The following is a 19808-nucleotide window of genomic DNA, read 5'->3' as shown; positions in this document are numbered from 1 at the left end:
CGGGGCGGGGGGCCGCTCGGCGCTCGCGGGCGGGCGCCGGACCCGGCGAGGCGTGGGAGCCGAGGCTGCCCAGGCAAGCGCCGGCAACACCCCTTTTCCGCACGGGACTTCCCGCCGACCGTCCTGAGCTGGTCGGGAGAGGAGGCCGAACGTTCCCTGCCGCCGACGCTCGACGCTCGACGGGCGTCAGGCGTCAGGCGGTGCCCTGCGGAGACTCCCCAGGGCCGGACTTCTCCACTCCCACAGTGGTGAGGTGCCTCTGAAGGAAGGCGCTCGCGGCCGTGAGCTCCCCGGCCAGCAACAGGTCGGCGAGTTCGACATGCTCGCGGCAACGCATCACCGCCCGTTCGGGGACCAGTGCCTGCCGGTACTCGATGAGTCGCCGCAGCCGGTTGACGCGGGCGAGGCTCTCCACGAAGAAGTCGTTGTTGGTGCATTCCGCGAGGGTCTCGTGGAAGCGGGTGTTGAGGTCGAACAGCTGCGCGCCGGTCACCGAGGCCAGGCCCTCGTCGACGAGCCGCTGCTGTTCCGAACGCCGCCGCTCGATCGCCTCCCGGTCGATCCGGAAGGTGGGTTCGAGAATCCCGGCGGGCTCGATCAGCAGCCGGAACCGGTAGCTGCTGCGATACGACTCCATCGAGGTGAGCACCGGCAGGAAGGTCCAGCCGTAGCCGGGCAGCGGTGCGATCCAGCCCTCGTTGGAGATCCTCAGCAGTAGCTGGTCGAGCTGGGTCCGGGTCAGGTCGTAGCGCTTGAGCAGGGTGGTTTTGGTGATCCGGTCCGGCAGGACCCCGTCCAGCCGGTCGGCGGCGATCCGCAGATAGACCTCGTCCTCGGGGGGGACGGTGTGCGCCGTGATGACCCCGGCTCCCGAGCGTGCGACGAGATAGCGCCCGGACGCCGTACGTTCGATGAAGCCGTCGCGGTGCAGTTGCCGCAGCGCGTTGCGCACCGGTGAGCGCGAGACCCGCAGCCGTTCGGCGAGTGCGCGCTCGGTGAGCCGGTGACCGATCGGCGGGTTCTCCTCGCGCAGGTACGTGAGGATCTCGGCGCTCAACCGGGCCGTGAGGTCGCTCTCCTCGGGGGGAGCCGCGCTGGTGTCGCCGGTCGCGGTGTTGCGCAACTTCGGGCCTCTTTCGTCTCGTTGGCTGCTGACACTGCCATCGTCCCGCGGCTGCGAGTGCGGTTGGTTCCGGATCCGTACAAAAATACCAAACCAGGGTCGGCCGACTCGCCGACGATGGGTCCCCGGCGCGCGGCCCGACGTCCGCGACTCGGTCCGAACGGTCGAGGTGATGGGCGGCTCCCAGTGGCGTCCCACCGGGCGTTGGCGGCGACCGGCCCTTGCGTGCCTCTGGTTCGACGGCTATTTAAGCTATAGCCTATAAGTACTTCACTGATCCTCCGAGGAGTACGCCACATGACCAGCGCGACCGAGCCCGACTCCCAGGGCGCCCACTTCGTCGGCGGCACCCCCTTCTTCGCCTCCCGGCACGACCAGCGCCTGTCGTACGCCCTGTACGTGCCGAAGGACCACACCGCGCAGGCGGATCCGCTGCCGCTGGTCGTCATCCAGCACGGCACCGGACGCTCGGCCGAGCTCTACCGCAACAACTGGAAGCAGTTCGCGATCGACCACGGTTGTGTCATCCTCACGCCGCTCTTCCCGGCCGGCCTGGTGGAGCCCGGTGAGCTGCACAGCTTCAAGTTCCTGGAGTACAAGGGGACCCGCTTCGACCACGAGCTGCTGCATATCGTCGACGAGGTCGGTGAGCGGTTCAACACCGAGACCGAGCGTTTCCTGCTGCACGGCTTCTCCGGCGGCGGCCAGTTCGCGCACCGCTTCTATTACGCCCACCCCGACCGGCTGGCCGGTGTCTCGATCGGTGCGCCAGGCAGGATCACCCAGCTCGACGACTCGCTGCCCTGGTGGCTGGGCACGGGCGGTTTCAAGGAACAGTTCGGCGTGGACATCGACCTGCCGGCGCTGCGGAGGGTCCCGGTGCAACTGGTCGTCGGCGGCGAGGACACCGAGACCTGGGAGATCAACAACGCCGGCGGGCCCAACTGGATGGACGGTGTGGAGAAGACCGGCCGTACCCGGATCGAGCGACTGGAGGTATTGCGGGCGAGCTTCGAGGCCCAGGGAGTCACCGCGCGTTTCGACGTGGTGCCCGGAGTGGCGCACAAGGGCAGCCTCGTCATGCCGGTGGTGCAGGAGTTCATGGCCGATCTGCTGAGCGGGCGTTCCTGAGACGCCACGGCACACCGTCGCCAAGGTCCGCAGGAGCGGGTTGGGGCCCGCGTGACGCGCGGGAGGTCACGGCAAACGCGGGAGCACTCGCACTGGTCCGCGGCGGGCAGGCCGGGGCGGCGTGGACCGACAGTGTCCGGCGTACGTGTGCAACGGCCGGTCCGCGGTCGCCCCGACGGGCGTCATGGCAATCGGAGGTGCCGATCGCCGCAGCCCCGCCTCGTGGCGTCCAGGCGCACGGCCCTCGCCGCCGGTGACCCGGCCGACGCGTCCCTCACCGCGGAAAGCCCTCCCATGACGCGTCACCGGCCGGGCGAGGGCCGCCTGCCTCCCGTCAACTTCCCGGCCGGCGCCGAGATGTGACACCTCCACACGATGGACAGGACGAAAACGATGACGATGGCGAACGCGCTGCCACCCCTCGACATGCGCCCGATCCACGCATTGCTGGGCGAGCTGGCCGCCCGGGGCATGCGCCTGCACTCCCTGCTCGTCCACCGGCACGGAAAGACGCTGCTCGACCTGTGGGGATGGCCGCACGAACCCGGGCTGAAGCATAAAATACACTCAGCCACCAAGTCCTTCACCGGTACAGCGGTCGGCTTCGCCGAGGCCGAAGGGCTGCTCCGGCTGGACGACCCGGTGGCGGACTTCTTCGGCGGGCGGCTCCCGGCCGAGCCCAGCGAGAACTTCAGCCGGATGCGGGTCCGCGACCTGCTCACCATGCAGACCGGGCACGGCCGGGGGCTCTCGGGCGCGACCACCCGGCTGCGCAGGACCGGCTGGGTCGGTGAGTTCCTGGAGGAGCCGGTGGTCGGACGTCCCGGCCGTGATTTCCTCTACAGCAGTACAACCAGCCACGTGCTCTCCGCGATCGTGCAGGAGGTCTCGGGACAACCGGTCGACGAGTACCTGCGGCCGCGGCTCTTCGACCCGCTCGGCATCACCGACTTCACCTGGGAGCGCGACCCGGAGGGTGTCGCCAGTGGGGGCAACGGGCTGTCGATGCGACCCAACGATCTGCTCTCCTTCGGCGTCCTCCACCTTCAGGACGGAGCCTGGGAAGGCCGAAGGGTTCTGCCCCCGGGCTGGGTCCAGAAGGCGTCCGCGCTGCACGTGCGCCGGGCGATCAGCGGCGAGTGGAACGGCAGGGAACTGGTGCCGCCCGCCGCTGACGCGGTCGCCGACTCGGGTTATGGCTACCAGTTCTGGACGACTGAGGACCGCATCTACAGCGCCTCGGGCATCTTCGGCCAGGAGTGCATGGTCTTCCCCGACCAGGGCGGGGTCGTGGTGGTCACCGGCGCGATGGGAGACGGTACCTACCACGACCTCCCGGACATGCTCCGGACGGCGTTCCGGGCGGCTTTCGACCCGGCGGGCCACGATCTCGCCACCCACGTCGTACGGGCGCAGGCCGCCGATGCCGTACGCCGCCAGGTGGCCGACGCCCGGACTCCGGAACGGCCCGACCCCTCGCGCCACCGGGAGGGCTTCGCCGCGACGTACGACTTCGACACCAACGTCCAGGGCCTGCGGTCCCTCGCCGTCGATGTGCGGACCGACACCGTGCGGGTCCTGCTGGAGGACGAACGCGGGGGGCACGTGGTCGAGCACGGGGTGGGGCACTGGACGAAGCAGGAGACCGACGCGAGTACGTGGCGGCTGCACCACGCCTACCAGGACACCGCCGCCCCCATCCTCGCGACGGCCGAGTGGTCCACCGGTGCCGTGGACGTACTCCATCTGACCTGGCACTTCCTTGAGACACCGTTCATCGACCGGCTCACGCTCACCCTGGAGGCGGACGGGGTCATCGTCGAACGGCAGGTCAACGTCAACGCCGGTCCCACCGGCCTTCCCGCGGTGCGCGGCAGGCTGCGCAGGACGGCAGCGGCCGACAACGCCGACCCGGCCGACGAAGACGTCGCAGGGCCGTGAACCCGCGGCGTACCTGGGAGAGTTCGGACATCACGATCTTGAAGGCCTTCGGTGTGAGGGGCCTGCCGACGCACCGAGGCCCGGATGGTGCCGTGGTGCGGGCCTCGTCCGTCGCGTTGCCCATGGGAAGGCCCACCGAGCAAGCCGCTGTGCCCGACGCCCCTGACCGACGTGCCCGTGATCGTCACGACGGCGGCCGGCGGGGACCTCGCCGTCAACACGCCTACGTAGTGCCGCCAGGCTTCGAAAGGAACTCGGCGGGAACGTCCGGCTCTCGGCGCGTCCTCGCGCTCCGTGGCTTCCACCGAGGAGAGACATGCACGCACAACACACCGGCATCGACGACGCGACACTGAGCCATGCGCGGGAGACCGTGGCACGGTACCTGGTCGCCACGCCGCTCCTCGCCTACGGAGGCGCCGGACTGCCGGTGCCTGTTCACCTCAAGTACGAAGGGGCTCAGCCAACGGGCTCGTTCAAGGTCCGCGGGGCGGTGGCGGCACTGTCCGCCTATGCCGCCGAGGGCATCCCCGTGGTGACGGCCTCGGCCGGCAACCATGCCCTCGGCATCGCGCACGCCGCGGGTCTGCTCGGCGTCAGAGCAACCGTCGTAGTACCGCGGAACGGCTCGCCTGCCAAGATCCGGGCGCTGCGGGAGTACCCCGTCGACCTTGTCGTGGAGGGCGACGACTACGACGGCGCCGAGCACCACGCGCTCGCGCTCGCCGAGTCCGGCATGAGGTACGTCTCCGCCTACAACGACCCGCACGTCATCGCCGGGCAGAGCACCCTCGTCGCGGAAGTCGCCGACAGCCTCGGCGAGGACTTCACCGTGGTCGTGCCCACCGGCGCCGGAGGGCTGGTGGGAGGCACGGCACTGGGCGCGCGCCGTGCGGCGCGGGACATCCGGGTGATCGGCGTGGAGTCCGATGCCTGCCATGCGGTCTCCGCGGCCGTCACCGCCGGCGGAGTGGTTCGCGTACCGGTCGGCGACACCATCGCCGACGGGCTCGTGGGCAACCTCGAACCCGGCTCCATCACACCGGGCATCGTCCGCGCGTGCGGAGTCCGGCTGGTGAGCGTCGAGGAGGCCGCAATCCGCCATGCGGTCCGCGAGTTCGCCCTGGGCACGGGCCTGATTGCCGAAGGCTCGTCCGCCGCCGCCCTGGCCGCACTACGGACCGGCCTGGTGCCCACCGACAGGCCCGTGGTGCTGATCGTCTCCGGCCGCAACATCGCACCGGAACTCCTGGCCGAGATACTGACCGAGGAGTGACAGGACCGTGACCCCGGACCAGCGCTGTCGGGACACGTTGTCGGCCCTGCCGCGTTCGTGACCGGGCACACGGCCCCGGCGGAGGCGGTCAGCGGGCACACGGCGGGAGCGCACCCGTGCCGTATCGCCGGCCGCACCGGTGCGTTTCGGTAGGGAGTGGATGGTCACCCGTGCGGCCAGCATGCGCACCAGCTCGCATGCGGCCGCCACGTCGACGGTCCCTTCGTCCACCGTGGTTGACCCGGTCATGAGCCCGACCGTGACCCCTGGGCAACGTCCGGCACCACCGGTGGCGCGCGACTGCGCTTCCCCTGGACCACTCTGCGGACAGGTCGGCATCAAGGTCCCGGGACGTGCAACCCGAACCGGCAACTGCGGTGCTTTGTGCACCACGTGCCCAACTTGCCCGCATGCACCGAAAAGTAGACCCGCACCATCACGCGCGCGCGACGCCGCCGCGCAGTCCTCCGCTCCGAGGTCCACACGGACTCGCTGCCGAGGACGATCCTGGTGGGGCAGTGGGGCAGTGGGGCAGTGGGGCAGTGGGGCGGTGTCAACGGCATCTGGCCCGGTCCGCCCCGCCAGACGAGAGGATCAGTGTTCTACAGCTTATAGGCTATAGTTATGCTAACGTTCGATGTGGCGATACTCCGAGCTGCGCCGCCGTCTCCGTGTGGCCGGCGGCCTCGCGGGTGGCGCGCAGGTCGACTTCGGCGGGTGTCACAGGTCGCGTGCAGGCGGAGAGCCGGCGATGTCCGTAGGCAGGCAGGCCATGATTCGTCCGGTCATCTCCTTCAGATTTTCCTTGCCGAGAAACTCGTTCAGTGGGGCACCGAGCGCGGGAGTTCAAACATGGTCAGCCTTTTCGAGAGAATATTGGAAGCTCACGAAGGAATTCGCCCTGATGTTCCGGTAAGCACGCTCGAACGCAGTACTCTTCTCTCCCGCGAGCTGGAGAGCGATGTCTGGCTGAAGGCCGAGCACTTGATGCCGACGGGTTCCTTCAAGGTGCGCGGTTCGGCCAACAAGATCCGCACCCTCGGCACGGCCGCGAAGCGCACGGGCGTGATCACGGCGTCCACCGGCAACCACGGACAAGGGGTGGCCCGCGCAGGCGGCCTGGCTGGTGTCGGAGTCACCGTGTACGTCAGTCGTACGACCACGAAGTCGAAGATGGCCGCGATCGAGGCCTTGGGCGCCGAACTCGTGGTGGTGCAGGGGAGCGCGCTCGACGCGGAGAAGGAGGCGCGCCACCAGTCGGAATTGACGGGGAAGCCGTACGTCGCCCCGTACAACGATCTCGACACGGTCGCAGGGCAAGGCACTTTGGGCGTCGAGCTCTTCGAGCAGGCGAGTGATCTCGACGCGGTGTTCGTCTGCGTCGGCGGAGGCGGCCTCATCGGGGGAGTCGGCACGGCGCTCAAGATGCTGAATCCCAGGACCCGGGTCGTCGGCGTCTGGCCGAAGGCGTCCACGTGCATGCTTGACTCGCTGAACGCGGGCCATATCGTCGAGACGCCGGAGTACGAGACGCTGTCCGACGGCTCGACCGGAGCGGTCGAACCGGGTTCTGTCACCTTCCCGATCTGTCAGGAAGTGATCGACGAAACCCTGACCGTGAGCGAGGATGAAATCGCGCACGCGATGCGCCTCGTGGCCGAAGGTGAACGGTGGATGATCGAGGGGGCGGCCGGCGTCGCCGTCGCCGGGCTGATACAGACGGCCGCGCGTTACCGCGGGAAGAAGGTGGCGGTCGTCCTCTGTGGCCGCAACATCGCGGTCGAGACGTTCCTCGACGCCATGAAGCGCGGGGAGAGTGAACACTCATGACCCTTCTTGCCAACGACAGGAACCGGCCCCCCTTTCTTGCCCGGTTGATGCGAGGCTGCCGATGAGTCTGCCCGTCTTCGGCGCCGACATCATCCGGAACGCCGCCACACCGCGACTGATTCTGGACACCGTCCGCGACGCGCTGATCGCCCATGCCGAGGGCAGGACCAGCGTGCCATTGCCGTTGGCCATGGAGTTTCCCGACGCGGACGGGGACTGCCACGTCAAGGCAGGACAGATCGCCGGCGCCCCCGATTTCTCCATCAAGATCGCTACCAGTTTCTACCGCAACCCCGCGCTCGGCCTTCCCTCCAACCACGGGCTGATCTGCGTCGTCAGCGCGAAGACCGGCCAGATCAGAGCGGTCCTCGACGACCGCGGTCTGCTCACCGCGGTCCGCACAGCCGCCTGCGGTGCTCTGGTCACCCATGCGATGGCCCGGCCCGGTGCCGGCACGCTCGGGGTCTTCGGTACGGGCGAGCAGGCCCGTCTCCAGGCCCTCTGGCTCTCCCGGCTCCGCCCGCTCAGCCGCGTACTGGTGCACGGCAGGACCTCGGAGACCTCCCGGGCGGCCTGCGACTGGCTGATCGCGCATCATCATCTGCCCGCCCGACCCGCCACTGCGCGGGAGACGGCGGAAGCGGACATCGTCGTCACCACGACGCCCGCCACCCGTCCCATTCTGGACGCCGCCCATGTACGTGAGGGCGCGCACGTGACGGGGATCGGTACGGACATGCCGCACAAGAACGAACTTCCGGCAGCCCTGTTCGGCCGTGCGGGCCTGATCGCGACGGATGATCACGAGCAGTGCGTCGACCACGGCGACTTCGGCCACGCCGTCCGGTCCGGCACCACCACGGTGGACAGCGACGTCCCCGCAGGCCTTCTGCTGAAGACGCCCGCAGCACGGCCGGACGATGCGATCACGGTCGCCGACCTCACCGGCGTCGGAGCAGTGGACGCCGCACTGGCCTCGGCCGTCCTGGGGCTGCTCTGGGAGGGCGAGGCAGCCGCGGGAACGACAGGATGACGTGGCCGGCGCCCGGGGGCTTCTCGGGCCGACGCCCCCAGGGGCCGAGACCTGAACAGTGTGTCCCCACCGGCGCGCACGACGAGCGGCAGTCCCACGTAGCCTTGGCTGGCGACAACTGCTCTCATGACGAGTCCAATCTGGGTAAGGAGCGCTGCTGTGCCCCTGGTTTCCGTGGTGATGCCGGTATACAACTCGGCCGCCACTCTCGGCGCGTCAGTGCGCTCCGTGCTGGCGCAGACCCACACCGACGTCGAGCTGCTGGTCACCGACGACGCGTCCACCGACGGCTCCATGGACCTGCTTCAGGAACTGGCCCGCCAGGACGAGCGTGTGCGCCCGCAGTCGGCGCCCGAGCAGGGCGGCGCGGCCAGGGCCCGCAATCTCGCACTGGCGCGGGCACGGGGGGAGTACGTGGGGTTCCTGGACAGCGACGACATGTGGCTCCCGGAAAAGCTGGAGCGACAGCTCGCGTTCGCCGCAGGAGGCGAAGCTCCACTGACGTTCACTTCCTACTACAAGGTCGATGGCGACTTCACGGGCGAGGCCTCCGCGTTCACGCCGAACGGGCGGGTGGTCGCGGCAAGGGAGCGTGTGACGTACCGGGACATGCTGGTGCAGGACCACATCGGGGCCCTGACCGCGATGTACGACCGGACGGTGCTGGGCACGAGGCTGATGGCGGACATGCCGAAGCGGCAGGACTACGCACTGTGGCTGTCGATCATGAGGGACGGACACCCGGCCCGGGGTCTGCAGGAACCGCTGGCGGTCTACAGGGCCGGTCGGGCGGGGTCGCTGTCCTCGAACAAGCTGGCGCTGGTGGAGTACAACTGGCGGCTCTACCGAGAGCACGAACACCTCTCGGTGCCGCGGTCCACGCTGGCGCTGTCCGGGGCGGCGTGGCACTCGCTACGCAAGTCCCGGATCTAGGCCGTGTCCCACGTGGGGTGGAGGGCCTTCAGGAACACCGTTGGAGTGTGAAGCAAGCCGCCGCGGGGTGGTTGGCCTGGGCCGCTGCCGGCTCTGCCAGGATCGGGTACATGACTGACAGTGCGTCCGTAGCCCGGGCCGAAATCGGTGCTGTGCTGCCGTGGGCCCGCGGCGAGGGCCTGGTTGCTGATGACCGTGCCGAGCGCCGTCTGCTGGCCATGCGCCTGGAGGTGCTCGCCGCGCGGGCTCTGCCGCGGGCCGGCGCTGCGGACGTGGCGCTGACAGCGCAGTGGGCGGCGTTCATCTGCTGGGTGGACGACCACATCGACCAACGAGGTCTGGGCTCCCGGCCAGGTGAGCTCGAGGGGTTCACCGCTCCGCTACGCCAGGTCCTCACGCCTGGCGGGCAGAGCCCGCCCACGGCCCCGCACGCGATGGTCCTGTCGAATCTTTGGCGGCGCACCGCACCGGGTATGACAGACCGGTGGTGTGCGCGCTTCGCCTGCGCCTATAACGACTTTCTCGACGCCAGCGAACAGGAAGTCGATCTTCGCCGCAGGGGGGCGCGGCTGTCGTTGTCGCAGTACGTCTCGCTGCGGCGGCGCACGATCACCTTGCTGCCCATGCTTGCCGTCCTGGAACGCACCGGCCGCGCCCCGCTGGTGGAGGGGGACGGGATCGACGCCGTACTGGGGGATCTGGGCCGGGCGGTGGCCGACGTGGCGGGGTGGGCGAACGACCTTGCCTCCCACGCCGATGACATCGCCGCCGGCCAGGAGAATCTGGTGGCCGTCCTCATGCGCGAGCACGGCTGCTGCGCCCCGTGCGCCCGGAGGCGGGTGACTGCGATGATCGAAGAACGCAGGGAGGAATTCCGAACCGCCGCCGTCGCGTTGCGCACCGATCCGGCTGGCGAGTCCGGTAACCACGATGAGGTGCGCCGCTATGTGGACATGCTGGAGACGTTCATGGCCGCCACGCTGCACTGGCTGGCCGTCACCGGCCGCTTTGCCGCGCCCTGAACCCGGTTCCGCACGGTTCGGCTGCGTGCAGGATCCGGTCACAGGACCGGGCGAGGCGGGCGCCCAAGTCCGGGCCACGAGGGCGTCCCGCAGGTCGGGAACGCTGCGGGCAGACTGTTGGCTCCGCTGACGCCCCCGTCTGTGGAGCGGAGGCGGAGCGCGGCCATTGCGAAGACGGTGGTGAGGTAGCGCGAGCCGAAGTAGACGGGGAAGCGGCCCATCCGGTAATACGCGGCGGCTGGCCAGGACCCGTCCGTGAGCTGCGTGTTGGCGAGCGACGCCCGGCGCCGGTCCTGGTCGGCGGTGAGCCCGAGATGGTCGGCGGCCAGGATCCGCAGTGCGATCTCCAGGGCGCTGTCAGGCAACCGGACCGCGGCGGCGGTGGCGGCAACGGTGGCTTCCCGGTCGGCCAGGGCCTGGCGGGCGGGGGCGGCCAAGGCCTGCGCGCTGGCCGGGAAGCGGGCGCACAGACGTGCGACGGCGTAGAGGAACGCGTCGGGGGAGGGGTAGTAGCGGGTGCCGGCCAGGTAGCGCCCCGAGCTGAGGTGGCTCTGGAGGTAGCGGGTCGCCGCGTCGATCACCGCATGGGCTTGCTCGGTGAACGGATGGGGGGCCATCTGGACGGTGTAGAGGGCGTTCGTACAGGCTACGGCGTCGTGCTTGCGTCCGCGTCGTAGCGTAGCCGGTTCTTCGCCATCCTCCCAATAGACCATGAAGACGTCCCTGTTCACGCTCTCCTTCCGGCACGGGCCGGGAGGGCGCGCGAGGTCTTCGGTGGGAGGCGTGGCGCGCAGGAGTTCACGCACTCCTCGGTCCAGGCCGGCGCTGGTGAGCCGGCCGTGGTCGTAAAGCGCGCTGATTGCCAGGGCGGTGCAGTCGGTGTCTGCGGGGAAGCCGCCGATGCCGGGGAAGAACCGGTAGCGCTCGCCCCATCGGCATGTCTGTACCTGAGCGATCAGTCGCCCGGCGAGCTGTCCGGACATGCCCTGGTCACTCCGGTCCGCGGTCGTTGGAAGGAGTGTCAGCGACACCATCGCCGAGAAGACCTCCCCGTCAAGACCGAAGCCCGGATCGACCCCGAATCCTTTTTGCAGTACCCCGCGCGCGAGCGAGCCGGAGAAGCTCTGCCTGAATTGGGGATCGAGGGAGAGCATCACGGAAGGCGCCCCGGCCGACCCCACCGAGCTGGTGACGAATTCCCGCGCGCGGCCAGTCGCCTCCTGTACCGACCTGTTCGTTGCCGGCGTCGGTCGCGGTGTCGTGGTCCCGGGTACGAAGCCCGTCATGTCCTTTTCCCTTCCGAAGGATGAGGGCGAGCCCACCACCCGGTGATCATCACCCCACGGCACGGCATGAGGCAGGCGTGTCCCTGAGCACCCTTGATGTGGCGGGAAGCTCCGGAAGGTCAGCCAGTGGGCCGGGTGTTGTCCTGGGGAGTGGTCATGTGGGCTTGGCTGACGGCTTGTTCCCAGCTGGCGGCGAGGTGGTGGAACTCGGGCAGGGCCCCACTGGTGAGGAAATGGGTGGTGGTGGTGCCGTTGTAGCTGCACGCCAGGATGGAGGCCGGGTGGTTGCGAGGAAGCCAGGTGAAGGGCTGGATGTGGGTGACCGGGTCGCCCTGGTAGTGCAGGGGGCGGCGGAGAGCGACGTAGGAGGTGTCGATGACGGCCCGCGAGGGGGTGGTGAGCCGGTCGGCGAGAGCGCGGCCGAGGCGCGGGGGCGTCCCGTTGAGGATGGTGCGGGTGGCTTCGCGCCGGACGGGGCTTTTCGGTCCCTGGGTGGCGGCGATGACTGCGTCGAGCCGTGCCTGGTGGGTGGGTTCGTGGCTGGGTAGCGGGATGGTGGCGTAGGCGAACAGGTTTCCGGGGTGGTCCGCCTCGTGGGCGCGGCGCAGATTGGCCATCATCACCGCGGGTACCGGCCGGTCCGCTCCTCGGGCCCAGTGCGAGTGGGTCCAGGTCCGCATGGCGGTGGCCAGTGCGGCCAGGAACGCGTCGTTGCCGCTGCCGCCGCGGGCCGCACCCATGTCGCGCAGTACCTGGGTGGGGACGCTGACCCAGGTACTGATGCGGGAGTTGTCCAGGACATGGGAGGGGTCGTTCCAGATGTTGTTCTGGGCGAGGGCGGCGAGCATCCCCTTGAGCGTGGAAGCACAGGCGCGTGGTCCGGCCACAGGGTTCGTGCCGATGGGGGCGGCGGGAAGCGTGGCACCGAAGAGGTTGCTGAGGGTGGTGATCACGGCTGCGCCGTCCTGGCCGGAGTGGTGGGCGCGGTAGCAGAGGGTGTACTGGTCTGTGGCGTGGCCGTGCAGGAGCCACAGGTCCCACAGTGGGCCGCCGGGCGGGAGCGGCTGGGCGAGCAGGTCTTGCAGCGCGGCGTCGAGGGTGTCCTTACCGGGTGCGAGTCCGCGTTCCTGGATGCGTGGCTGGAGGTCGGGTCGCGGTTCGTGGACCCAGCGGGCTCGCAGCCCGCGCCCCTGGAGGTGATGGGTCAGGCAGGGCAGTCGGGGAAGACGGCCGGCCACATACGTACGAAGGTCCGCAAGTGTCGGCGCCGCACCCTGCAGGTGCAGGGCGGCACCGATGGTCTGGGAAAGCCATGGCTGCTTCTGGGCCATGTCATGCATGGTCAGGTCCATGAGGCTGGGGCGGGCGGAGATGAACACGAAGATCCTTATTGGAGTGGGGGGCGGTGCCGCGATGTTCCCGGCTTCCGCGTCAGCGCCGTACTACCGGAGGGGGTGGGCACGCCCCTGTCCGGAGTAGGTCATGGACACGGCGAGCGGCAGGCGGGCGGCCGCCAGGGAGCGGGAGCACTCGTCAGGTGCGCTCCGGGACGGGCGCGGCCGGCTGGTGACCAGGGCTGCCGGAGGTATCCAGGGAGTTGCCGGCCCGTACTGCCGGAGGTGCCGGGGCGTGCGGCGGTCCGTCGTGTGGCCGGCTGATGCGCTCGTGCAGGCGGCGCATCCACGGCGGTGCCCACCAGTTGGCTGAGCCGAAGAGGGCCAGGGCCGCGGGGACGAGGATCGGCCGGATGACGAAGGCGTCGACCAGGACGTTCACCGCGCAGCCGATGCCCACCATCTTCAGCACGGACAGCGGGGAGGCGGCCAGCGCCAGCAGCACGGTGATCAGGATGATCGCGGACCAGGAAATCGTGGCGGCGCTCTGGCGTGTGCCCTCGACAGCAGCGGCGCGGATGTCACGGGTCAGGAGGTACCGCTCGCGGACGCGCGAGAGGAGAAACATCTCGTAGTCAGTCGCGAGACCGAAGCACACGCAGATGATCACGATGACGATGGAGGGATCGAGGTAACCCGGAGCAGTGACCTCGCCGAGCAGGAAGGCCGCCTTGCCGTCCTGGAACACGGTCACCAGCACGCCCACGCCGGCAGTCAGCCCAAGCCCCGCCAGGACCAGGGCCTTCACCGGCAGCAGCACACTTCCGGTGAACAGGAACAGGAGCACGAAGGTGCTGACAGCCATCAGGCCCAGCGCCCAGGGAAGCCGCTCCGAGAGAGCGGTCAGAGTATTGACCCGGTCCGCCGTGCCGCCCACCGCGGTGACCGGCCCCGGCGGGGCCAGCGCCCGTAGACGGGCCAGCGTGCCGGCGGCCGCTTCACTGTCCGGGGCATCGGTGGTCTCCACCCGCACTGCCGTGCGCCCGGACGGGCCCGGGGCAGCCACCGTCGTGGCGCGTGCCACGCCTGGGGTGCGGGCCACGGCCCGGGCGTAGGCCGCGGCCTTACCGTCCCCCACACCGGGAGACAGCAACAGCCATACGGGATCGACCTGCCCCAGGTCGAATCGCGTACGCGCCTGCTCCGTCGCGGCCCGCACCGCTGAGGAGTCGCGCATCATCCGCTCGTCCGAGACGGTGAACGTCGCGTGCGCGAAAGGTGCGGCAAGCGCGCAGAGCACTACCACCAGCGGCACGGCCCACTGCCAGGGGCGTCTGGTGGCCGAGGCCGCCAGCCTGCCCCATCCGTCACCCCGCGCGCGGGACGCAGGCCGGCGGGGCAGGAGAAACCGGTCCCCCCGGTCGCCGAGCACCGTGATCGCGCACACGACCACGATCACGGCGCTCAGACCGGCGAGGGCGACCACACTCAGAGCCACGTACGCCAGCGAGGACAGTGCGTAGACGGGGAAGAACAGCAAGGCCAGCAGGGCTGCGCCGATAGCGAGCGCGGAGTAGATGACCGTGCGGCCGGCGGTGCGGACGGTGACATCCAGAGCCTGGTCGCGGCCTTGGCCGGCGGCGCGTTCGTTGCGGTAGCGGGTCAGGAGGAACAGGCTGTAGTCCACGGCGAGACCGAAGCCGAGGGCGGTGGTGAGATTGAGCGCGAACGTACCCACCGGGACGACCAGGGTGAGCAGCCGCAGCAGGGCAAGGCCGGCGGTGACGGCCACCGCGCCGACCACGACAGGAAGCAACGCCGCCGCCAGGGAGCGGAAGGCCATCACCAGGGCGAGGAACGCCAGCGGGACGGCGAGGAGTTCCGCGCGCAGCAGCGCCTCCTGCGAGCTGTGGATCAGCTCGTCCTGGACCAGCGCCTGACCTCCTGCGCCCACGCTGAGCCCCTCGGTGCGGGTTGCCTCCTCAGCCAGGCGGCGGGCGGCCGCGGCGGCCGCGCGCTCCGAACCGGAGATCTGCACGAGCACCAGCGCGGTGCGGCCGTCCTCGCTGACCAGGGGAGAGGCGGGTGAGGTCCACGGATCAGCCGTCAACGTCACTGCCGGATCCGCGCGAACCCGGGCAACCAGAGCCTTGCCGGCGGTGGCGGCCGGCCCCGAACGCACCGTGCCGCCGTCGTGCACGGTCAGGATGAGGTTGGCGTCGGCCGGAACACGGAAGTCCGAGGCAAGCACGTCCACCGCCGCCTGAGTTGCCGCGTCCCGGTACTGATACCCACCCGCCGACAGCCGCCCGGCGGCACCCGATCCGACCACCACCGACGTCACGAGCACGACTCCGAGCCCCGCCAGAATCCACACAGCACGACGCCGCAGCACTCCCGGCCACGCGCGCGCACCACGCCCCGCAGCCCTCCGGCACCGAACAAGACCCCTCATACCGCGCTCGCCCCGACGGCAGCAGCCTCCGCCGCAGACCGAGAAACGCCCACGGAGGGGCCCTGCCGCCGGCCAGGCGCCACTCGGACGCCCACGTCGTTGCGGGCACGGACCCCAGCACGGAACACCCGCTGACCGAACCGCACAAGAGAGTCGACCTCGGGCCGCGGGCGCCACCGCCTCTCAGTGCGGAGCGCGAACAACGACCACCAGGACACCCCGCTGACCACAGCCGCCCGCACGCTCGGCTCGATGCCCCCCTCACTGGTCAAGAGGTTGTCGTACTCCTCGCCCCGGAGGCCGATATCACCCATGATCACAGCAGCACGACAGGGTGGTCTGGGCACAACTGCTCCTCGATCCGGTGACTGACCTCGGAGTCTGCGCCCTCGCCGTAGCGCCGTACGTCTCAGATCACCCTCGGAGCTACAACTCTCAGCCCTTTGAAGGAGCCATAGCGCCAGAGATTGACGCCGGTCCAGGGCATCCGAGGGGCCTGGCCGTGGCTCGGGATCGCCTTTGACGACCCGCACCTGGGTACGGGCTTCGGCGTCGCCCATGTGAGCCGCACTCTGGTGACGCTTCCGCCTTCGCTGAGCTTCTCCGGTGAGGCATGGCTGCGCGGTGATCGTGGGCCGGCTCGGCAGCGTCGGTGAGGGCGGTGGCCCGGTCGGCGAACTCGCCGCCGAGGCCAGGAGGAACGCCGTCGCAGGGCTGAAAGGGGTCCTCGGCTCGGGGGGCGGAGCCGGCCGTGATGGGCCGCCAGGAGGCCGAGGGCGTTGTGCCGTCACACGGTCCCCCACCGGGGAAGCCGCTGGGGTTCAGTCCCCGAGGGATGGTGTGGCGTCCTGGTCCTTGAACGGCCGTGGGCCGAGGCCGTGCTGGTGTGGGCTGAACGGGGGGAGCGGCTGGAACACGCGGGGCGGGCGGCATGGCGGATCGATTCGCCGCCGGCCGTCCTTTCTAGGATCGGGCCCGGACTACCCGTGCGTCACTTCCGGAAGGATCCCTCTCGTCATGAAGCTTCGCACCACCCTGGTCTCCGGACTCGGCTCGCTCGCCCTGGTCTTGTCGCTGGCGGGCTCCGCCCAGGCGGCCCAGGGCGACTTCCACTACAAGTACGTCGACGGGTTCGGCCAGGAGCAGCAGGTCGCCCTCCACGACCCGCTCAGCGGCCACTGCATCAACCTCCATGCCGTCAGCGACGACGAGGCACTGCCGGGATACGGCCCGCACAACGACACCGACACCGCCGTGACCGTCTACCTCGGCGGGAACTGCCAGGGCTCCGAGTGGCGGCTCAAGGCGCACGGCAAGCCGGCCAAGGACACGCTGGAGGTCCGCTCGGTGCGCTTCGATGCTCCGTCGGACGAGTCGTAGGGCGATAAGTACGACACGTGGGCCTGCGCGCCGCCGCCTCCCCCAGTGGGGCGGCGCGTCCCTGCCGGGTTGTTCTTCACGGGGTACGAGTTCGGCAGATGGAGGGCGTTGCCGATGCTCTGTTGCTCCCACCACACGCCCGGTCCCGACATACGGTGGTCGTACGTCGCCTGGATGGTGGCGTGGACGGCCTCGCCCCAGGTCCGACGGAGACCTCGATGCCCGGGAAGGCTGCCGATCATGGCTGTTCCGGCCGGGTCGGGCGCAGCTGCGGAATACAGCCCCGGGTCGCGCTCGGGTGGTATCGGGACGGCCGAGGGGTCGAGCAGGGTGCCGAGGCCGTCCGGGGGGTTCGGTGGAGTGGACGGGCCGCCGCCGGCGTCGTGTGTCGACGCGGGACGGCAAACCGCTCGGTCGTGCCTCTGGTCGCGTGTGCGCATGAGAGGTTCACTTCGCCGCAGTCCGGGTCAGCCCGAAGGCCGGAGGACGTCACACACCGCCCGGTGCTCCGGGCCGGCGCGTCAGGAACGCGACCTCGGCGCGGATGCGTCCGGCCCGATGCCTCGACGCCTCGTAGCCGACCCGTGCCGGCGTGAGCTGGCGCTCGTCTGGCGTCACTTGCCGCTGTAGACAGGGAAAGCGCTGTGCTCGCCGTAGTCCACGTCGCGCAGGTCTCGCAGGACGTTCATGTCGTCGTCGGAGATCTCGAAGTCGACCTCGGTGTTGGACCGCATGTGCTCGGGATTCGCCGTCTTGGGCAGTGACACCGTGCCCAGCTGAAGGGTGTAGCGGATGCACAGCTGGGGGACGGACACGCCATACTTCTCCGCCATCGTCTTGACCTCGGCGTTCTCCAGGATCGACCCGTGGGCGATCGGCGAGTACGCCTCGACGAGGATCTGCTTGTCCTCGCAATAGGCCAGGAGGTCGGAGGGTGTGTTGCCGGCGTGCACGAGCAACTGATTCACGTGCGGCACGACGGTCGCGCCCTGGAGAAGGTTCTCCAGGTCCTGCTGCTGGAAGTTGGACACCCCGATGGAGCGGACCTTGCCGGTCCGGTGCGCCTCTTCGAGCGCGCGCCATGCCGCGCGGTTGCCCTCGGCGTAGTCGCCGCCGCGGAAGTCGTCCCACGGCTGCGGGCTGTGGATGAGCATCAGGTCGATGCGGTCCAGACCCAGCTTCCCGAGAGAGCCCTCGACCGCGGCGAGGGCCCGGTCGTAGTCCTTGATCTCGGCGGCGAGTTTGGTCGAGACGAACAGCTCGTCGCGGGGCACTCCCGACGTGCGCACGCCCTCGCCGACTCCGCGCTCGTTGCCGTATGCCTGGGCGGTGTCGATGTTGCGGTAGCCGATCTCCACGGCTGCGCGGACCGCGTCGGCCGCCCGGTCGTCGTCGATGAACCAGGTGCCGAGCCCCAGCTTGGGGATATCGACGCCGTTGGGCAGGGTGTAGGTCTCGTCCAGGATGGTCATGCGTTCGCTCCGTTCTTCGGCAGCTTGCCGTACACCTCGTCGGTGACGGGCTCAAGCCATTCGTTGCTGAGGTCTTCGCCCGGGGTGATGAAGGCGACGTGGGAGAACCACGAGTCGGCCTTCGCCCCGTGCCAGTGCTTCGTGCCCACCGGGACGCGGACCACTGCTCCCGGCTCCATACTGACGGGCTTCTCACCCTCAGCCTGGTACCAGCCGCTGCCCGCCGTGCACAGCAGAATCTGGTCGCCGCCGCCACCCGTGCCGTGGTGGATGTGCCAGTTGTTGCGGCACCCCGTGTTGCGGCACCCCGGCTCGAAGGAGACGTTGCTGACGGGAACGTTCCCCGAGGCGAGCGGAGCTAGGTAGCTCTGGCCGGTGAAGTACCGGGCGAAGGCGTCGTTCTTCTCCCCCAGGGGGAAGATCTGCTCGAATTCGTTGCCAGCCATCTCGTTCTCTCCGTTGAATTCGACGCGCTCCGCTGACCGTGCGGGGCGTAGTTGCGCTGGTTGCGCCGGTGATCAGGCGATGCGTTCGTCGGCGATGTTCTTCAGCTGGGTGATTGCGGTCATGGCGTTGGGCCATCCGGCGTAGAAGGCGAGATGGGTGATCGCCTCGGACAACTCCTCCACCGTGAGCCCGTTGTCCAGGGCCACACCCAGGTGGTAAGGCAGCTGCTCGCTGCGGTAGAGGACGGCCAGCACACTCACGGTGACCAGGCTGCGGTCCCGCGGCGACAGTCCGGGCCGCTCCCACACGTCCTGGAACAGGATCTCGTTGGTGATCCCGACCAGCTTCGGCGCAATGCCGGCCAGTTCCTGGGGCGGACTGCTGCGCCATAAGAGGACTCCCTACGAACGTTCGAACACGGGATGCGGCACTCCTCACCGTCGGCCCTGCCGGGCCGTACGGCATCCGCAGAGGGGTTCCCACCCTTCGCGGACCGCAGCCACATCCGCTGCCACCAACGAGGAAACCGCAGCTCACAGCCGTGAGGAAGGCACTGCCGTTACAGGCACGGACAGAACGCCCCAGCCCTGCTCCACGGTGCCTGGCCTGGACGGCATGGACACCGACCATGAGATCCGCGAGTTCCTCGCCACCACCCGCCGCGCCAAGATCACCCCGCAGCAGGCCGGTCTGCCCGCCTTCGGCAGCGGCAACCGCAGGGTGCCCGGCCTGCGCCGTGAAGAGGTCGCCCTGCCGGCCGGTATCGGCATCGACTACGGCAGGCCGCGTCGAGCGCGGTCGGCTCGCCGGCGCTTCCGAAGAGGTCCTCGACTCCGTCGGCCGGGCCCTGCAACTGGACGAGGCCGAACGCGCCCACCTGCAGGACCTGGCCGCCCCCCAGCGCCGCGGCCCGGCGCGCCGCGCCTCCCGCAGAGCCAACCAGTCAGTGCCCGCAAGCCTCCAGCGCGTCCTGGAGTCCATGACCGACTCCCCGGCCTTCATCCGCAACGGCCGCCTGGACATCCTCGGCGTCAACCCGGACGCGCTCTCTACGCCCCACTGTTCACCGGCTCGCACCGCCCGGTGAACATCGCCCGCTTCCCGGTCCTCGCCCCCACCAGCCGCGGCTTCTTCCCCAACTGGAG

16 protein-coding genes are annotated in these 19808 nt (G+C 69.6%); 9 read left to right on the top strand and 7 right to left on the bottom strand.

Going from position 1 to position 19808, the window contains the following annotated elements:
* Positions 1-193 precede the first annotated feature (193 nt).
* Entirely contained in the window at positions 194-1123 is a 930-nt protein-coding gene (locus OG310_RS00915; protein WP_329453934.1) for a GntR family transcriptional regulator, read from the bottom strand.
* 297 nt (positions 1124-1420) lie between these two features.
* On the opposite strand from OG310_RS00915, the gene OG310_RS00910 reads away from it, so the two are divergent.
* The 7 genes from OG310_RS00910 to OG310_RS00880 all read left to right on the top strand — a co-directional run bounded on the left by OG310_RS00910 (position 1421) and on the right by OG310_RS00880 (position 10289).
* Positions 1421-2254: an alpha/beta hydrolase gene (locus OG310_RS00910; protein ID WP_329453933.1), complete on the top strand. Its 834-nt coding sequence runs from the start codon at positions 1421-1423 to the stop codon at positions 2252-2254.
* Between the two features lie 393 nt (positions 2255-2647).
* The gene (locus tag OG310_RS00905) at positions 2648-4195 is read left to right on the top strand and encodes a serine hydrolase domain-containing protein (protein ID WP_329453932.1); all 1548 of its coding nucleotides are present in this window, start codon (positions 2648-2650) and stop codon (positions 4193-4195) included.
* A gap of 316 nt (positions 4196-4511) precedes the next feature.
* The gene (locus OG310_RS00900; protein WP_329453931.1) at positions 4512-5471 is read left to right on the top strand and encodes a threonine ammonia-lyase; all 960 of its coding nucleotides are present in this window, start codon (positions 4512-4514) and stop codon (positions 5469-5471) included.
* Positions 5472-6323: 852 nt separating this feature from the next.
* Positions 6324-7301, top strand: a complete 978-nt coding sequence (locus OG310_RS00895; RefSeq protein WP_329453930.1) for a threonine/serine dehydratase — start codon at positions 6324-6326, stop codon at positions 7299-7301.
* Positions 7302-7362: 61 nt separating this feature from the next.
* Positions 7363-8334: an ornithine cyclodeaminase family protein gene (locus OG310_RS00890; RefSeq protein ID WP_329453929.1), complete on the top strand. Its 972-nt coding sequence runs from the start codon at positions 7363-7365 to the stop codon at positions 8332-8334.
* 159 nt (positions 8335-8493) lie between these two features.
* The gene (locus OG310_RS00885) at positions 8494-9267 is read left to right on the top strand and encodes a glycosyltransferase family 2 protein (protein ID WP_329453928.1); all 774 of its coding nucleotides are present in this window, start codon (positions 8494-8496) and stop codon (positions 9265-9267) included.
* 110 nt (positions 9268-9377) lie between these two features.
* A complete protein-coding gene (locus tag OG310_RS00880) occupies positions 9378-10289 on the top strand; it encodes a terpene synthase family protein (protein WP_329453927.1) in 912 nt (303 codons plus the stop codon).
* Positions 10290-10327: 38 nt separating this feature from the next.
* On the opposite strand, the gene OG310_RS00875 is transcribed toward OG310_RS00880, so the two are convergent.
* The 3 genes from OG310_RS00875 to OG310_RS00865 form a co-directional block, all read right to left on the bottom strand.
* The gene (locus OG310_RS00875) at positions 10328-11446 is read right to left on the bottom strand and encodes a hypothetical protein (RefSeq protein WP_329453926.1); all 1119 of its coding nucleotides are present in this window, start codon (positions 11444-11446) and stop codon (positions 10328-10330) included.
* Between the two features lie 248 nt (positions 11447-11694).
* Positions 11695-12954, bottom strand: coding sequence for a wax ester/triacylglycerol synthase domain-containing protein (locus OG310_RS00870; protein WP_329453925.1), 1260 nt, complete (start codon positions 12952-12954; stop codon positions 11695-11697).
* Between the two features lie 154 nt (positions 12955-13108).
* Positions 13109-15286: an MMPL family transporter gene (locus OG310_RS00865; RefSeq protein WP_329453924.1), complete on the bottom strand. Its 2178-nt coding sequence runs from the start codon at positions 15284-15286 to the stop codon at positions 13109-13111.
* A 1095-nt stretch (positions 15287-16381) separates the two neighbouring features.
* Between OG310_RS00865 and OG310_RS00860 the strand changes: the two genes are divergently transcribed.
* Entirely contained in the window at positions 16382-16744 is a 363-nt protein-coding gene (locus OG310_RS00860) for a hypothetical protein (RefSeq protein ID WP_329453923.1), read from the top strand.
* A gap of 614 nt (positions 16745-17358) precedes the next feature.
* Here the strand turns inward: OG310_RS00860 and OG310_RS00855 are convergent.
* The 3 genes from OG310_RS00855 to OG310_RS00845 form a co-directional block, all read right to left on the bottom strand.
* Complete coding sequence (locus OG310_RS00855) at positions 17359-18216, bottom strand: aldo/keto reductase (RefSeq protein ID WP_329453922.1); 858 nt, start codon at positions 18214-18216, stop codon at positions 17359-17361.
* On the bottom strand, positions 18213-18662 hold the full coding sequence (locus OG310_RS00850; RefSeq protein ID WP_329453921.1) for a cupin domain-containing protein: 450 nt from the start codon (positions 18660-18662) through the stop codon (positions 18213-18215). The genes OG310_RS00855 and OG310_RS00850 overlap by 4 nt, the downstream gene beginning before the upstream one ends.
* Before the next feature lie 72 nt (positions 18663-18734).
* Positions 18735-19028: a carboxymuconolactone decarboxylase family protein gene (locus OG310_RS00845; RefSeq protein WP_329459977.1), complete on the bottom strand. Its 294-nt coding sequence runs from the start codon at positions 19026-19028 to the stop codon at positions 18735-18737.
* A gap of 371 nt (positions 19029-19399) precedes the next feature.
* Here OG310_RS00845 and OG310_RS38435 point away from each other — a divergent pair, with 371 nt between their 5' ends.
* Complete coding sequence (locus OG310_RS38435) at positions 19400-19750, top strand: MmyB family transcriptional regulator (protein ID WP_443078515.1); 351 nt, start codon at positions 19400-19402, stop codon at positions 19748-19750.
* Positions 19751-19808 lie beyond the last annotated feature (58 nt).

This window comes from Streptomyces sp. NBC_01497 (assembly GCF_036250695.1).
In the GTDB taxonomy this organism is placed as follows: domain Bacteria; phylum Actinomycetota; class Actinomycetes; order Streptomycetales; family Streptomycetaceae; genus Streptomyces.
This window is presented reverse-complemented; position numbering and strand designations above follow the sequence as displayed.

Bases quoted from the DNA above. Each gene is read 5' to 3' on its own strand.
- OG310_RS00895 (WP_329453930.1), top strand. From the start codon at position 6,324: ATGGTCAGCCTTTTCGAGAGAATATTGGAAGCTCACGAAGGAATTCGC.
- OG310_RS00860 (WP_329453923.1), top strand. From the start codon at position 16,382: ATGAAGCTTCGCACCACCCTGGTCTCCGGACTCGGCTCGCTCGCCCTG.
- OG310_RS00880 (WP_329453927.1), top strand. From the start codon at position 9,378: ATGACTGACAGTGCGTCCGTAGCCCGGGCCGAAATCGGTGCTGTGCTG.
- OG310_RS00905 (WP_329453932.1), top strand. From the start codon at position 2,648: ATGACGATGGCGAACGCGCTGCCACCCCTCGACATGCGCCCGATCCAC.
- OG310_RS00855 (WP_329453922.1), bottom strand. From the start codon at position 18,216: ATGACCATCCTGGACGAGACCTACACCCTGCCCAACGGCGTCGATATC.
- OG310_RS00850 (WP_329453921.1), bottom strand. From the start codon at position 18,662: ATGGCTGGCAACGAATTCGAGCAGATCTTCCCCCTGGGGGAGAAGAAC.
- OG310_RS00890 (WP_329453929.1), top strand. From the start codon at position 7,363: ATGAGTCTGCCCGTCTTCGGCGCCGACATCATCCGGAACGCCGCCACA.
- OG310_RS00900 (WP_329453931.1), top strand. From the start codon at position 4,512: ATGCACGCACAACACACCGGCATCGACGACGCGACACTGAGCCATGCG.
- OG310_RS00910 (WP_329453933.1), top strand. From the start codon at position 1,421: ATGACCAGCGCGACCGAGCCCGACTCCCAGGGCGCCCACTTCGTCGGC.